Source organism: Paracoccus actinidiae (assembly GCF_030863885.1).
GTDB classification, from domain to species: Bacteria; Pseudomonadota; Alphaproteobacteria; order Rhodobacterales; family Rhodobacteraceae; genus Paracoccus; species Paracoccus everestensis.
Genome location: NZ_CP132956.1, coordinates 3,744,216 through 3,758,258, shown reverse-complemented (window position 1 = coordinate 3,758,258; position 14,043 = coordinate 3,744,216). Strand labels below are relative to the sequence as shown.

Below are 14,043 nucleotides of genomic sequence, written 5' to 3'. Positions count from 1 at the left end.
GACGCATCGACTGCGCCCACCATGCCATTTCCTACAGGTTGGCGCTAACCACCCGCGCACACAGCGCCAGGGACACGGCGCCCGCGTCCGGGTGGCCCAGGCTGCGTTCAGCCAAGGGACGCGCGCGGCCTAGTCGGGGGACCAGTTGCGCGGTTCGGTCCGCCGCCTCGGTCGCACGCGCGGCGGCGGCGGCCCAGGCGATGCCCAGGGTTTCGCCCGCGGCGGCGCGCTCTCCTAACACCTCGACAAAGGGCACAAGCGCATCGACCAGGGTCTTGTCGCCGACCTTGGCACCGCCCAGCCGGACGATGGCGTCACAGGCCGCCTGCGCGCCCTGCGCGACGGCCCGTGCCGAGGGCTTGTCCGCGTCACCAAGCGCCTGCCCCCAGGCCCGCAGCGCCACGCCCCACAGCGCCCCCGAGGTTCCGCCCGCCCGGTCCGCCCAGGCATCGCCTGCCAGAGACAGGACGGTCCCCGCCCCGGCCCTGGCGATCACCGCCTTTTCGGCGGCCACGGCCGCTGCGGCGGAACCGCGCGCCATGCCCTGCCCGTGGTCGCCGTCGCCTGCCTGGGCGTCGATGCGGCCCAGTTCCTCCTCGGCATCGGCAAGCGCGTTTGCCACATGGCCGATCAGCGCGGCCACGCAGCGGCCGGCGTCTTGTGATTCCGGGCTGCCGAGGGAGATGGGGCTCACGGCCTCGGCACCCGCATCGAAGGCTTCGGATACTGCCGGACGCGTCACCGTGCCCTTGCGAAAGGCGGGCGCGTCGGCGGGCGCGCGCCAGTAACCCTCAAGCTGGTCGTCCAGCCAGGTGATCGTCAGCGAACATCCCGCCATGTCCAGGCTGGTGACGAATTCGCCGACTTCCGGGTCCACTACGGTCAGGCCCGCATCCGACAGCATCCCGGTCAGGTGGTGCCACAACACGAACAGTTCCTCGTATTTCGTGCGGCCAAGACCGTTGAGGACCACGGCCACGCGGCCGCCGTGGCCTGCCGGGCGTTCCGCCAGCAGGGGCGACAGCAGGGTGCGCGCCAGAGCGGCGGCGGGCATCATCGCCTGCATGCTGATGCCGGGTTCGCCATGGATGCCCAGGCCCATGCCGACATGGCCCGCATCCACCGTGAACAGCGGCGCGCCCTGCCCCGGCAGCGTGCAGCCGTCAAAGGCCACGCCAAAGGAAACAGTCGCGCCATTCGCCTTGTCCGCGACCGCCATCACGGCGTCCATGTCCAAGCCCGCCTCGGCCGCGGCACCGGCGATCTTGAAAACCACCAGATCACCCGCCACGCCGCGCCGCTTGGCGCGTTCCTCCGCCCCGGCGCTTGCCACGTCGTCGGTCACGGCCAGGATGCGCGCGTCGATCCCCTCGGCCCGCAGCCGTTCGGCGGCCGCGCCAAAGTTCAGCACGTCGCCCGCATAGTTGCCAAAGCCCAGGATTACCCCGCCGCCCCGGTTCGCGGCGCGCGCGACGCCGTGGATCCATGCGGTCGAGGGCGAGGCGAAGACATCCCCCGCCACCGCCGCATCCGCAAAGCCGGTGCCGACATAGCCCAGGAAGGCTGGATAGTGCCCCGACCCGCCGCCGACCAGCAACGCGACCTTGCCGCGCGCACCGGGGGCAGCGCGCACCGCGCCATGCGGGACGGCGCGAACGCGGTCGGAATTGGCGGCGCAAAAGCCCTGCAGCGCCGTTTCGGCGAACTGGTCGGGCGCGTCAAAAACCTTGGTCATGTGCGGATCGTCCTCCCCCTCAGGATCTGTCGGATGTAATCGCGGTTCTGCGCGCAGACGCCCAACCCGTCGCCCCCGTAATGTTCGACCAGGAAGGGACTGTCAAAGCCCGCCTCGACCGCCTTGCGGATGGCCAGGCGCCAGTTGATCGTGCCGCCCAGCAGGGGCGCGGGATGGGACATCACCAGGCCCGAGGGATCCTCGATCCGGTAATAATTCTTGACGTGCCAATAGCCCGCGAAGGGAATGCAGAGGTCGATCATCTCGGACCAATGCTCGACGGGACGATGCAGGCGGATCAGGTTGCCGATGTCGATGTTGAGCTTGACCGAAGGGTGGTCCACGTCGGTCACGAACCGCACCGCATCGCGCGCAGTGCCAACATAGGTGTCCTCGTACATCTCCAACGACATCTGGATGCCCAGGCTTTCGGCGTGGCGGGCGAGGTCGCGGATCCGGTCCACGGCCAGTTGCCGGACCGCAGGATCGTCGGCGTTTTTGACCCCCTGCTCGGTCCAGAACCATAACGCCTTCTGCTGCGCAGGCGTGAACGGGCCAAAAAAGCCAAAGCTGACATGACCCGCCCCCAGTTCGGCGGCGGCATCGATGACGCGGTGGCTGTAGGCCAGGTATTCGTCGCCATGGTCAGGGTCGATCACGCTGCGCCGGGACGTGGAAATCGCCGGGACCGACAGGCCCAGGTCTCGGCAGATCGCCACGAAGTCCCGCCGCCGCACCGGGTCTAGATCGGCCACGCGCAGCCAGCTGTCGGTCGGATCCACGCAGTCGAAGCCCGCATCCGCCACATCCGTCAGGCTTTCCGCCCAGACGGCGGGATCCGCGTCCTGCACAAGGCTGCCATCCGGCAGCCGGCCCGGAAAGGGGATCATGGCGGCGGCGATGGGCCAGGTTTCAGCAGTCCAAGACAGGGTCACGCATAGCCTCCATTTCATGGCGAAGGCCGATGCCGCGCGGGAGGCGTCTTACGGTGCCGTCCGCTTCGAATCGCTCCTCCTGCCATGAGGCTACATGACCTAGGACAGGCGCGCAATAATACTGTATGCAGAATTTAGAGTGCCTGATTGACTCGAGTCATTCCGGCGCATACCGATGACTTTGGCGATCAAGGGAGGACAGCGTGGCCGTGGTCACCTCACATCAACCGGAACAGGCCAGGCCATCGGACCGGATCGAGCGGCAGTCGCTGCACGAGGCCATCGTGACCCGCCTGCGAGACATGATCATCGAGGGGCATCTGGCACCCGGCACCCGAATCAACGAAGGTCAGATCGGCGCGACACTGGGCGTGTCGCGCACCCCGCTGCGCGAGGCGATCAAGTATCTTGCCAGCGAGGGTTTGGTCGATCTGGTCCCTAGCCGGGGCGCGGTCGTCAAGACCTTTGGCGCCAAGGAAGTGCGCGACATGATCGACCTCATCCGCACCCTGGAGCAATTCGCCGCCGCCCGTGCCTGCAAGGTTGCAACGGCGAATGACATCGGCGCGATTCGCGACCTGCATCACCAGATGATAGACTGCTATCGGACGGGCGACCGGCTGCAATATTACAAGCTGAACCAGGCGATCCATTCGGGCATCGTGGCACTGGCCGACAATGCCGCCCTGGCTGATGTCCATTCCATGCTTCAGACGCGGCTGAAGCGCATCCGCTTCATCGGCCATGAGGGCCCCGAGAAATGGGCCAGTGCTGTGGCCGAGCACGAGGAGATGATCACGGCACTGGAAGCCCGTGATTTTGACCGGCTGTCGGCGGTCCTCGGTCACCACCTGACCATGGCCTGGGAACGCGTCAAGGACAGCCTGCCCGCATGACAGGCCGACGGATTGCTGTTTTGAAGCCGATGCGAAGCTCTTGAAGCCCAGCATTGGCTTCACCCGATGCTTGATGAAACGACGGGCCTGTTCAATCACACCGTTCAGGTGTTTATTCCGCACCATTCCGAGCGAGATCGGCCAGCCACACTCCGTCAGCATCGGGTTGATGTCTTTGATGACGAGTGTATTGGCGGCGCTCTTGTCGATGACGATCTTGCACGGGAGGTTGTTGTTCTCTCTCGCCCCGAGGCGAGTAGCGCGTGCAGGACGGTCCTTAGGGAATAAACATATGAATGACACGGTTATAGCTCATCCTCCGAGCAAGCCAGTCCTCACGCAAATCATAGCCTCTTGTCACTGCCCCAAAAACGTTGCGGCAGATCCCGGCTTGTCATCCTGACGCGCGGGTTGCATCCGAGGACGCTGGACAAGACGCCGATCCGCGATCTTGTCGTCATTTCCAATCTCGAGTGAGACAAATGAAGTTTTCCGCCAACCTCGGCTTTTTGTGGAACGGCCTGCCGCTGCCTGACGCCATTCGCGCGGCAAGCGCGGCGGGCTTTGCCGCCGTCGAGTGCCACTGGCCTTACACGATTGCTGCTGGCGAAACCCGCGATGCGCTGCACGAAACTGGGCTGTCCATGCTGGGCCTGAACACAAGGCGCGGCGATGTTACGATCGGCGAGAACGGCCTGTCCGCCCTGCCCGGTCGCGAAGCAGAAGCCTGCGCCGCTATCGATGAAGCTTTGGACTATGCTCGTGCTACCGGCGCTCTTGCGGTTCACGTGATGGCGGGCAACAGCAGCGGCCCGCGTGCGCGTGAAGCGTTCCTTGCCAATCTGGATCATGCCTGCACGGAGGCGGCAAAGGATGGTATTGCCATCCTGATCGAGCCGCTGAATCCCTATAATGCGCCGGGATATTTCCTGAACAGCACAGGCCAAGCAGCCGATATCATCCGGACCTTGGGCGCGCCGAACCTACGAATGATGTTCGACTGCTATCACGTCCAGATCATCGAAGGCGATGTCGTTCGCCGCCTCACGAGTTTGCTGGATCTGGTTGGCCACATCCAGATCGCCGCTGTGCCCGACCGAGGAACGCCCGATCATGGCGAACTGAACTATGATTATGTTCTCCGAGCAATCCACACGCTTGGCTGGAACCGACCTGTCGGTGCGGAATATCTGCCGGGTGGGTTAACGGAGGAAAGTCTTGGATGGATGGCGGCTTACACCGCCACCAACGGAGAGACGAGATGACAGACAAGCCGGTGATCGTCTTAGGTATTCGGCCCTGCTATAACCGCCCGTCATCGGCCCAAGTCCGTGTCAGGCCCGTCAGCTATCCTATTATTCCACGCCAAAACTTCCGATAACGATTTGCGGGCCGACGCGACCAAGCGCCGGATCTCGGACGGCGCGACGAGCGCCGGTGGCCGCCAGGCTCACGACGCCATGCTCGGGCTGGTGAAGACCTGCTGCAAGCTTGGCGTCTCCTTCTTCGCTTATCTGGGTGATCGGCTCAGCCTCAAAGGGCTCACTGGCTGTATCCCTTTTCATCCTTGTCGTTCTTCGGCCATCTTGAACCGAGCGGCTTGGAAATCTGCTCCACTTACTTGCTTCCGTAACTAGGGCAGTTTCCGGCGCGGTGTGAAGTTTACGCCGGTTGCGCGCCCACCAGATCGGGCAGCGGAGGGATGCGCTCGGCGGTCCCGTTGAGCCGAGAGACCCTCGCTCAGCCCATCGAGCCGATGCCCCTTGACCTCGCCGCCTGAAAAACCGAGCCTTCACAGGTCCGGAGCAAGCCGCCAAGGAATTTCCAAAGCATCCGCGACACGACCTGGCCGCAAGCACAAGAATCAAAGGCATTTGCCCGTCAGCCCAAGAGCCATAGAGAACGGCTACCAAGTCAAACGATGACAATACGGTTAAGGTGCCGCCGGACTCTTCGCAGTTCGGGGGAAGCCACCTATCCTTGGATTGTTTCCAAGGAGAAGACATCAGCAAGTCCGCAAATCGTGGCTTACCCTCAAGACTGACTCGCCTTTGTGTCGACCGTCACGATGACCGAGAGGCCGGGCGCCAGGTACTCGCCCATCTCCTGCCCCGGATCGATCGAGATGCGCACAGGCAGGCGCTGCACGATCTTCGTGAAGTTGCCGGTCGTGTTGGATCCCGCCAGCAGGCTGAACTCGGAAGCTGTCGCGGGCGAGAATGCCTCGACCTTGCCGTTGAAATGGCGGCCCTGCAGGGCATCGACGGTGAAATCCACCCGCTGCCCAAGCCGCATCCCATGCATTCCGGTTTCGGGGAAGTTGGCGACGATCCAGACCTCCTGCCCGATAAGCGGAACCATGGCCGTGCCGGCCGTTACATATTGCCCCAGCCGGGCAGAGACCTGGCCCAGCCGTCCCGCCTCGGGTGCGTGAAGTTCGGTATTGGCAAGATCGAGATGCGCCAGTTCCACAGCCGCCTCGGCGCTGGCGATATCGGCGTGGCGGGCGTTCACTTCGGTGCGGGCGGTTTCGATGTTCTGGACCTGAATCTCCAATTGCGCCTCGGCCTGCTGAACTGCGGCGGCGGCTTGCCGGCGGGCAAGTTGCGCCTGTTCGCGGGCCGTGTCGCTTGACACGCCGCGTGAGGACAACTCCTCGGCGCGGCGGTCGTCGGCATCCGCCAAGGCAAGGCCCGCGCGGGCGGAGGCCAGGGCCGCTTCGTTCGCCCGTCGGACGGCCTCGGCCGAACGGACATTCTGCTCGCTCACGGCCAGTGCAGCACGCGCGGTTTCCAGTCCGGCCTGGGCCTGTGCGAGCTTCTGGCGATAGATGCGGTCGTCGATCCGGGCGATGGGATCGCCCTGCTTCACTTCCTGGAAGTCGTGGACATAGACCTCGCTCACATAGCCGGACAGTTGTGGCGCGATCAAGGTGACGCGCCCCCGGATATAGGCATTCTCGGTCGTCGGTTCCGCAGAACGGAATGGCGGCAGATGCCAGGCAAAAAGCACCAACAGCACGCCCGCGATGCCGATGATCAGGGCGATGACGGTGGGAAGGATATGGGTCTTGGTCATGTTTGGGGCCCGCCATCAGAGGAGGAAGGGGAGGAGGTCGCACGGGCGGCCATCCAGTCGCACGTCACATGGAGGACGAGAAAGAACACCCCTGCGGACGCAATCAGGAAGATAAGGAAATAAAGGTCGTTGTAGGCCATGACGAAAGCCTGCCTCGATGCCTCTTGTGCGATCTGCGCGACAGCCTGGGCGCGCTGCGCCGCCATGTCTGTTATCTGCGGGGCCAATGCGGCCATCCCGCGCGCAAGTTCGGCCGATAGCAGGGGGGTCGTAGTGGTGATTTGTTCATTGAGAGCCTGCAGATGGAAGGCCTGCCGCCAATTGACCATCGTGTTGAAGATCCCGCCGCCGATCACTCCGCCGATGCTCTGGGTGGAAAGGAACACGATCACGAAGGACAGAAGATAGTTCGGCCCCTTCTTCAAGGCCGCCATCAACCCCGCCATCATTGCGGGCGGCATGAACAGCATCCCGGCAAAGCCGATCATGGCCTGGCTGATGAGCATCTGTTCCGGCCGCGTGTCCAGCGTGGACTGCGAATCCATCCAGGCGCCTGCGGCGATCAGCACCAGGGCAACGAAATGGAACTGCGGCTCGCGCCCCGGCTTGATCCAGGCGACACAAGCCAGCCCACCGAGGATACTGGCTGTGCAGATCACCGCGAAAAGCCCGGTCATCTGTTCGGGCGCCACTCCCAGCACCTGGAACATCCTCGGTGCGCCGGCGCTTTGTTCCGACAAGAGCAGCCGGAACAGCAGCAGCGTCCCGGTCAGGTGCAGCATGGCCGGGGTCACCAGCCAGCGGATGTCCAGCAGCGGCGCCTTGCGGTGAAGCTCGACGACCACTGCCGCCGCCAAGGCGGCGACCGAAGCTGCCAGCAGGACACCGATCCAGGGCGTGGCCGTCCACCAATGGATCGGTCCCATGATGGCGCCCACGGTGATGCCCCCGAAGCCGAAGCTGATCAGCCCGAAGCTGACCAGATCCATCGGCTTGATGACCTTCTCATGGGGCACGGGCGTCAGCCGCAGCCGATAGACCAGCATCAGCGAGATCAGGGCCAAGCCCAGCACCAGCAGGTGAACCCGCAAAAGCCCGCCGTCACCGATCAGCGACGGCGAGATGACCCGCGCCAGCGATGGCCCCAGCATCATCAGGCTCAGCGCCATCGGCAGACCGAGGCGCATCTTCCATTCCCGTGACAGCGGTTCGAGGAAGTAGAGGAAGGCCAGCGTCGACAACGGTGCCGAGGTGACGCCAGCCAGGAACTGCATCACCACGGCCGAGCGCATATCCTCGATCCAGACCGAACCAAAGGCCACGACGACATAGCAGACGATGCCCACCTCGGCGAAACGGCGCAGGCCGAACTGGGTGCGGATCTTGATCAGCATCAACGGCAGCGAGGACCGAGGAATCAGATAGGCCGCCATCAGCCAGCTTGCATCCGTGGCCGAGATGCCCATATCGCCGGCGAACTGCTGGACATTGGCCGAAACGAACCCCTGCCCCAATCCCTGCGCCATGGCGAGCATCACGCCCGCAAGCATATAGCCCAACACCAACGGAAGGGGCATCGCTGGCGGCTGCGCCGGCGGGGCTGCCAAGGTCCGATCCTCGGCTGCGCTCATGTGTCGTTCATACGTGCGGCGTTGTCGGCCAGCCGCTCCAGCAGGCCGCGAAGCTGCGCCTGCTCCTCGGCACTGACGCCCTCCACAAGCTTGTCGTGGATGCTGTCCATGTATCGGGTGATGGGAAGCGCCTTGGCCCGCCGGGTCAGGAACAGTGCCCTTTTGCGCGCGTCTCCGCCGAACCCGCGCCGCTCTATCAGCCCTTCGGATTCCAGCAGATCCAGTTGCCGTTTCAGGCTGGGCGCCTCGATGCCCATCGCGGCTGCCAGTTCCGCCTGTGTGGAACCCTCTTGCCGCGTCAGCGCCGACAGAACCCGCGCGCGCGAGAAGGAAAGGCCCAGCCCGCGCACCTCGTCATCGTAATTCTGCCGCAGCTCCTTCAGAAGCCGGAACAAGGTCAGAACGAGAGGAGTGTTGTTGCTCATGGGTGGAATCCGCCATCAGGCTGCTTGGATAGCGGGCTAACTAAGAAGCATGATAAGAACATTCAAGAGGCGCTGCGGGTCTTATCGTGCCACTTGGGAAAGCCAGTGACTTACCGGATGGTCTATGCGGCTTGACCCACCTGCCCCTCGCGTGTCGCCGTGATCTCATCACGGCCACAGTGAGAAATTCGATGGCGCAGGACGGTCGTATCCCTTTGGTATCCCGCAGATCAGACCGGCAAAGCGTCAGCAAGAGATGAAAACGAAGCGGAATTGCCGACTCCGCCTTGACTCGCTCCGAACCCGATTATAGTCGAACGTTCGATCTGATTTGAGGTAGATATGGGACGAAAGCGCACCATTGACCGCGATGCCCTTATGGATGCCGTGGAAAGCGTTGCACGACGCGAGGGGGTCAGCGGCCTCAGCATTGATGCCGTGGCGCGGGAAGTGGGCATCAGCAAGTCCAGTGTCGTCTATGATTGCGGAAGCAAGGCCGCGCTGCTGACGGCATTTACGCGTCATCAGTTGTGTCAGTACCGCGCCCGCTTCGACGAAGTCTTGCAGGCTCATGCGGGGCGGCCCAACGCATGGTTGCGCGCGATGATCGACATGGGGCGCGAAGCGCCCACGGAAGACGACGTGGCGATCACCATGCTGATCAGCGCCAGCATGGGCGAGCACGCGGAATGCCGTGAACTGATGCGTGCATCCCTTGCCGAGGATGCCCGCCGCGTCGCGGCAGATGCCGAGGACCAGGGAAAGATGCTGCAGCTTCTGCTTGCGGTCCATGGTCTGCTTTTTCTTGAATGCTTTGAGCTTCAGCGCTTTGACGAGACCACTCGCCAGGAACTCTTGGACGGGCTCATGAAGACTCTCGAGACCGACAAGGGCTCATCTTCCACAGCCTCAGTTCCCCTCGACAAGTAATCCTTCTTTCCGAAAGACCGACCATGCACAGATCTCGAGTCCTGACCGGGCTTCTTGTTGCGCTGCTGGCCCAGCCGGTGGCTTTGCGCGCAAGTGCCCAGGATATGCCGCCCACGCCCGTCAGCGTCCTGACCATGATCCCGCAACCTTTGCCCGTGGTGAACGAGTTGCCCGGACGCGTTGCTGCGACCCGCACCGCTGAGGTGCGGCCCCGTGTCGGTGGCATCGTCGTCGAGCGGATCTTCACGCAAGGCTCTGTCGTGAAAGCCGGCGATGTTCTCTACAAGATCGACCCCGCGCCCTATGCGGTGCGCGTTGCCAGTGCCGAGGCCACCCTGGCGCGGGCCGAGGCGACCCGGCAGAACGCCCAGGACCAGCTTGCCCGCACCGAGGCGCTGCGCGAACGCCGCGTAACTGCGGGAGTGGATCTTGAAAACGCCACCACCACCCTGGCCCAGGCCGATGCGGACGTTGCCATCGCCAATGCCAGCCTGCAGGAAGCGCAGCTGAACCTGGGCTATACCGACGTGACCGCCCCGATCGACGGCGTCGTCGGGCGCGCCCTGGTGACCGAAGGTGCCCTGGTCACCGCGCAGACCGACATCCTTGCCACCATCCAGCAGCTTGACCCCGTCTATGTGGACGTTACCCAGTCATCCGCGCAATTGTTCGCCCTGCAACGCGCGCGGGCAGCCGGAGAGCTGATGATGACCGCGCCCGACGAGGCGCAGGTCCAGCTGTTCTTCGACGACGGGTCGGCATACCCGCATATGGGCAAATTGCTTTTCTCGGAAGCCAGCGTCGACAGCTCAACCGGGCAGATCACGCTGCGGGCCGAGTTCCCCAATGCGGACGGGATGCTGTTGCCAGGCCTTTATGTCCGTGCGCGGCTTGAACAGGCTGTCCGCGAAAACGCGCTCAGCATCCCGCAGATGGCGGTTCAGCGCGACACCAACGGCCAGGCCTTTGTTTACGTCCTGAAGGGCGAGGACACCGTCGAACGCCGGGACGTGTCCCTGGGTCTGACCTTCAAGAACGAATGGTTGGTCGAAGATGGCCTGCAGCCTGGGGACCGTGTTGTCGTCGAAGGGGCGCAGAAGCTGTACCCGGACGCCAAGGTCGTCGCGGAACCCGTCAATGCAAAACCTGAGGCAGCCGCCACGCAATCCGCCCGGCCTGCCGCGCAGACCGCCGATCACAAGGGCTGAGAACGCAGCATGGCACAGTTCTTCATTCTTCGCCCGGTCCTGGCCTGGGTGATCTCGATCTTTATTGTCATCGCCGGGCTGATTGCCCTGCCCCAGATGCCGATCGCCCAATATCCCCAGGTCGCGCCCCCGCAAATCCAGATCTCGACCTTCTATACCGGCGCCTCGCCCAACGAGATGTACCAGTCCGTCGCCCAGCCCATCGAGGAGGAGCTGAACGGCATCCAGGGCATCCAGTACTTTGAATCGACCTCGGACGTGTCCGGCGCGATCTCGATCACGGCGACCTTTGAACCGGGGACGGATGTCGGCACGGCGCAGGTGGATATCCAGAATGCCGTCAGCCGGGTCGAACCCGTGCTGCCGCAGACGGTCGTCGACCAGGGTGTCACCGTCGAGGAGGCCGGAGCAGGCTTTCTGATGATGGTCTCCTTGACCTCGTCGGACGGGTCGATGAACGATGTGGCGCTTGGCGACTACATCAACCGCAACGTCGTGGGCGAAATCCGCCGCATCGACGGCGTCGGTCGCGCCCAGGTCTTTGCATCCGAGGAAGCGCTGCGGATCTGGATCGATCCCGACAAGCTGACCGGCCTCAACCTGTCACCCGCTGACGTGTCGGCTGCGATCCGCGCCCAGAATGCCCAGGTGGCGGCAGGCCAGATCGGCGCGGACCCGAACCCGGTGAACCAGCAACTGACAGCGACCGTCCTGGTCAGGGGTCAGCTGACCCAACCCGAGGAATTTGGCAATATCGTGCTGCGCGCCAACCCGGACGGATCGACCGTGCGGCTTCGCGACGTGGCCGAGATCGAGGTCGGCGCCGACACCTACAACTTCGCCTCGCGCCTGAACGGCCAGCCGACGGCTGCGGTGGGGATCCAGTTGTCCTCGACCGGCAACGCGCTTGCCACGTCCGAGGCTGTGCGACACACGATGGAGGAACTGTCGGGCTTTTTCCCCGAGGGCATCGAATATGCGATCCCCTATGACACGGCACCGTTCGTGGAAAAATCCATCGAGAAGGTGATCCACACCCTGATCGAGGCCGTGATCCTGGTCTTCGTGGTGATGTTCCTGTTCCTGCAGAACTTCCGCTATACGCTCATCCCGACGATCGTCGTGCCGATCGCGCTCGCCGGCACCATTGCGGTGATGCTGGTGGCGGGCTTCTCGATCAACGTGCTGACGATGTTCGCGATGGTGCTGGCCATCGGCATCCTGGTGGACGACGCCATCGTCGTCATCGAAAACGTCGAGCGGATCATGGCCACCGAAAGGTTGCCGCCCAAGGAGGCCACGCAAAAGGCCATGGGCGAAATCTCGGGCGCGATCATCGGCATCACGCTGGTGCTGGCGGCCGTGTTCATCCCGATGGCCTTCTTCCCCGGATCGACCGGCATCATCTATCGCCAGTTCGCGCTGACGATGGTGGTATCCATTTTGTTCTCGGCCTTCCTGGCGCTGACGCTGACGCCCGCGCTTTGCGCGACCTTCCTCAAGCCCATCAAGGGCCATCACGAGAAAAAGGGCTTCTTCGGCTGGTTCAACCGCAAGTTCGATGCGGCCACCGAACGCTATGGCCGGGCGGTGTCGATGCTGACACGGCGGACCGGCCTGGTGATGCTGGTCTATCTGGGCATTGTCGTGTTCACGGGTATTGGCTTCAGTTCACTGCCCACGGGCTTTCTGCCCGAAGAGGACCAGGGCTTCATCATCTCGGATATCCAGACGCCCCCGACCGCCAGTTCGCAGCGGACCGACGCGGCCATCGAGGTGATCGAGAACCATTACGGCCAGAACCCGGCGGTCGAGAACGTCGTCGGCATCCGGGGCTTCTCGTTCTCGGGTCAGGGGCCGAATGCGGGGCTTGCCTTTATCACCTTCACGGACTGGTCCGAGCGCGACCAGAGTGCGACCCAGATCGCCAATGAGGCCAACATGGCCTTGTTCGCGACCAAGGACGCGCAGATCTATTCGCTGTCGCCCCCGCCTATTCCCGGCTTTGGCACCTCGGGCGGGTTCAGCTTCCGCCTGCAGGATCGTGGCGGCAATGGCCAGCAAGCCTTGAACGCGGCGGCCCAGCAACTGATTGCAGAAGCCCAGGCCGGGGGCGTCGTCGCTGGCCTGAGGGTGGAAGGCATGCCGGCGGCGGCCCAGGTGAACGTCCTCATCGACCGCGACAAGGCCCAGACCTTTGGTGTGGCCTTTGCGGATATCAACCAGACCCTGTCCGCGAACCTGGGGTCGTCCTATGTCAACGACTTCCCGAACCAGGGCCGGATGCAGCGCGTGATCGTGCAGGCGCAGGAAGAAAGCCGGATGCAGGCCGAGAACATCCTGAACCTGACGGTGCGCAATTCGAGCGGCGGAATGGTTCCGTTCTCGTCCTTTGCGACGGTGGAATGGAACCAGGGTCCAAGCCAGGTGGTGGGCTATAACGGCTATCCTTCGGTGCGGATTGCCGGGAATGCCTTGCCCGGCTTCTCGTCGGGCGCGGCCGTGGCCGAGATGGAACAGCTGGCGGCGGGGCTGCCGGAAGGCTTTGCCTATGAATGGACCGGCCAGACGCTTGAGGAGATCAATTCAGGCAACACCTCGACGATCCTGTTCGCGATGTCGATCCTGTTTGTCTTCCTGTTGCTGTCCGGGCTGTATGAAAGCTGGGCTATCCCGCTGTCGGTGATGCTGGTCGTGCCCCTGGGGATCATCGGATGCATTGCGGCGGTGATGCTGCGCGATATGCCGAACGACGTTTATTTCAAGGTCGGCCTTATTGCCATCATCGGGCTTTCCGCCAAGAACGCCATCCTGATCGTGGAATTCGCCAAGGATCTGCGCGAGGAAGGCATGAGCCTGATCGATGCGGCCGTGAAGGCGGCCAAGCTGCGCTTCCGTCCGATCCTGATGACCTCGCTGGCCTTCACTTTGGGCGTCGTGCCGCTGGCCATCGCCACGGGTGCTTCGGCGGCATCCCAGAACGCCATCGGCACCGGCGTGATCGGCGGCATGATCTCGGCCACGATCCTGGCGGTGTTCTTCGTCCCGGTGTTCTTTGTCTTCGTGCTGGGCCTATTCAGCCGGATGCGCCGGAAACGCACCGAGGCTGCCGAGGTCTAAGCGTGATGCCGGTCTTTTGCGGGCGGGGTCCAGCGATCTTGCCCACTTTCTTTCGGCCCGATTTTACCGGCCAAGCAGAAAGTTC

11 protein-coding genes and 1 pseudogene are annotated in these 14,043 nt (G+C 63.6%); 5 read left to right on the top strand and 7 right to left on the bottom strand.

What is annotated here, in order from left to right:
- Positions 1-31: 31 nt before the first annotated feature.
- Together Q5701_RS18630 and Q5701_RS18625 are read right to left on the bottom strand one after the other, a co-directional pair.
- On the bottom strand, positions 32-1,735 hold the full coding sequence (locus tag Q5701_RS18630; RefSeq protein ID WP_306752457.1) for a dihydroxyacetone kinase family protein: 1,704 nt from the start codon (positions 1,733-1,735) through the stop codon (positions 32-34).
- Positions 1,732-2,670: a sugar phosphate isomerase/epimerase family protein gene (locus Q5701_RS18625; protein ID WP_306752456.1), complete on the bottom strand. Its 939-nt coding sequence runs from the start codon at positions 2,668-2,670 to the stop codon at positions 1,732-1,734. The genes Q5701_RS18630 and Q5701_RS18625 overlap by 4 nt, the downstream gene beginning before the upstream one ends.
- A gap of 203 nt (positions 2,671-2,873) precedes the next feature.
- On the opposite strand from Q5701_RS18625, the gene Q5701_RS18620 reads away from it, so the two are divergent.
- Entirely contained in the window at positions 2,874-3,566 is a 693-nt protein-coding gene (locus tag Q5701_RS18620) for a GntR family transcriptional regulator (RefSeq protein WP_306752455.1), read from the top strand.
- Positions 3,567-3,590: 24 nt separating this feature from the next.
- Here Q5701_RS18620 and Q5701_RS22950 read toward each other — a convergent pair.
- Positions 3,591-3,683 (bottom strand): annotated as a pseudogene (locus Q5701_RS22950) (IS6 family transposase); the annotation flags it as partial.
- A gap of 365 nt (positions 3,684-4,048) precedes the next feature.
- On the opposite strand from Q5701_RS22950, the gene Q5701_RS18610 reads away from it, so the two are divergent.
- Positions 4,049-4,831 (top strand): hydroxypyruvate isomerase family protein, encoded by a 783-nt coding sequence (locus Q5701_RS18610; protein ID WP_306752454.1) that lies wholly within the window; start codon positions 4,049-4,051, stop codon positions 4,829-4,831.
- 90 nt (positions 4,832-4,921) lie between these two features.
- Here the strand turns inward: Q5701_RS18610 and Q5701_RS18605 are convergent, their stop codons facing one another.
- The 4 genes from Q5701_RS18605 to Q5701_RS18590 form a co-directional block, all read right to left on the bottom strand.
- Positions 4,922-5,131, bottom strand: a complete 210-nt coding sequence (locus Q5701_RS18605; RefSeq protein WP_306752453.1) for a hypothetical protein — start codon at positions 5,129-5,131, stop codon at positions 4,922-4,924.
- Between the two features lie 469 nt (positions 5,132-5,600).
- Complete coding sequence (locus Q5701_RS18600; protein WP_306752452.1) at positions 5,601-6,644, bottom strand: HlyD family secretion protein; 1,044 nt, start codon at positions 6,642-6,644, stop codon at positions 5,601-5,603.
- On the bottom strand, positions 6,641-8,221 hold the full coding sequence (locus Q5701_RS18595; protein ID WP_306752451.1) for an MFS transporter: 1,581 nt from the start codon (positions 8,219-8,221) through the stop codon (positions 6,641-6,643). Before Q5701_RS18595 ends, Q5701_RS18600 begins: the two co-directional genes overlap by 4 nt.
- 50 nt (positions 8,222-8,271) lie before the next feature.
- Positions 8,272-8,700, bottom strand: coding sequence for a MarR family winged helix-turn-helix transcriptional regulator (locus Q5701_RS18590; protein ID WP_306752450.1), 429 nt, complete (start codon positions 8,698-8,700; stop codon positions 8,272-8,274).
- A gap of 342 nt (positions 8,701-9,042) precedes the next feature.
- Between Q5701_RS18590 and Q5701_RS18585 the strand changes: the two genes are divergently transcribed.
- The 3 genes from Q5701_RS18585 to Q5701_RS18575 are packed head-to-tail and all read left to right on the top strand — an operon-like array spanning position 9,043 to position 13,958.
- Complete coding sequence (locus Q5701_RS18585) at positions 9,043-9,630, top strand: TetR/AcrR family transcriptional regulator (RefSeq protein ID WP_306752449.1); 588 nt, start codon at positions 9,043-9,045, stop codon at positions 9,628-9,630.
- 23 nt (positions 9,631-9,653) lie between these two features.
- Complete coding sequence (locus Q5701_RS18580) at positions 9,654-10,838, top strand: efflux RND transporter periplasmic adaptor subunit (protein ID WP_306752448.1); 1,185 nt, start codon at positions 9,654-9,656, stop codon at positions 10,836-10,838.
- A 9-nt stretch (positions 10,839-10,847) separates the two neighbouring features.
- The gene (locus Q5701_RS18575; RefSeq protein ID WP_306752447.1) at positions 10,848-13,958 is read left to right on the top strand and encodes a multidrug efflux RND transporter permease subunit; all 3,111 of its coding nucleotides are present in this window, start codon (positions 10,848-10,850) and stop codon (positions 13,956-13,958) included.
- The last annotated feature ends 85 nt before the right edge of the window (positions 13,959-14,043 follow it).